Annotated in this window: 2 protein-coding genes; one reads left to right on the top strand and one right to left on the bottom strand. The window is 54.3% G+C overall.

Annotation, left to right across the window (positions count from 1 at the left end; translation table 11 throughout):
• Nucleotides 1–40: 40 nt before the first annotated feature.
• On the bottom strand, nt 41–493 hold the full coding sequence (locus ACFMBG_RS24135; protein ID WP_421057175.1) for a recombinase family protein: 453 nt from the start codon (nt 491–493) through the stop codon (nt 41–43).
• On the opposite strand from ACFMBG_RS24135, the gene ACFMBG_RS24130 reads away from it, so the two are divergent.
• Nucleotides 492–860 carry an XRE family transcriptional regulator gene (locus ACFMBG_RS24130; protein WP_421057174.1) on the top strand — a complete coding sequence of 123 codons (369 nt, stop codon included), beginning with the start codon at nt 492–494 and terminating at the stop codon, nt 858–860. The genes ACFMBG_RS24135 and ACFMBG_RS24130 overlap by 2 nt on opposite strands.
• The last annotated feature ends 152 nt before the right edge of the window (nt 861–1012 follow it).

Below are 1012 nucleotides of genomic sequence, written 5' to 3'. Positions count from 1 at the left end.
TGGGCCTTTTGCTCGCCATCTATGGTCCTCCGTTTCCTAATCATAGGGGCGGACCACTTCTTTGGGGGAGGCTCATGTATTCGTAGTAAGCACTCTCATCAGCGTCCTGGAAACGGCCCCAGCGGCTGACGTCATACACAAGCACAGTCCTGGAATTCGCCTGGCCAGCTTCGATGTCTTCGATAAGACGGGTCAGGCCTGTCCGGCCTTCGATGCGCAAACCGCTTTTGCCCGCGTCCGAATAGGTTCTCACGATTTGATAGCCGCGCTCATCAGCGTAACGTGCGATTGCATCCGACTGGTTTTCGGTCGAGTAGCGCTGATGCTCAGTCGACATGCGAACATATTGTGCAGCAGTTTTGAGCCGTCTGTCCCTGTTGCGGTCGTCGTTTGGCCAACTCAATGCTCTGGCCCTCCGTTTCTCAAGTTCGCAAATCTGCGCAAATGATCCGCGATTCCTTCCCCAGTTGTAGCGGCAGAGGACCGGAAACATGTTTCATAAAACGGGCAACACGTTTCATCGGACGGGCCAAGGGGCAGTTTCTTTGGCAGAGTACCGGGAGGCAATCAGCACTGCATTGTCTCAAGAATTGGGTGGTGCGGGCCGGGCTGCCAAAACCATGATCAGATGGACAGATGTGAGCGAACGTACTGCAAAGAACTGGATATCAGGCTCATACGGGCCGGCAGGCGAACACCTGATCGAACTGATGAGGCATTCAGATACTGTCCTCGCCGTGGTTCTGGAACTGGCGGGACGGAAAGAGGCTCTTTCTTCGGAGCGCATAAAGCTTGTCAGGCAAGAACTGTCAAACGTTCTGAGCAGCTTGGATGAGATTTGCGGGCCCAGCGAAACTTAAACCGCAACTCTGGAAGCCAATGGAAACCGAACCAGCGCCTTGCTCAATGGAAAGCTATGAGTCGCAAAAGGTAACTCTGTGACGTGCTCCCCGCAGAGTCCGCGGTTATTAGTTCGCCCTGTTCAGGGTTTGGTCCTCTACTGACCGTTGGT

This window comes from Leisingera coralii (genome assembly GCF_049056525.1).
Classification (GTDB): domain Bacteria; phylum Pseudomonadota; class Alphaproteobacteria; order Rhodobacterales; family Rhodobacteraceae; genus Leisingera; species Leisingera coralii.
This window is presented reverse-complemented; position numbering and strand designations above follow the sequence as displayed.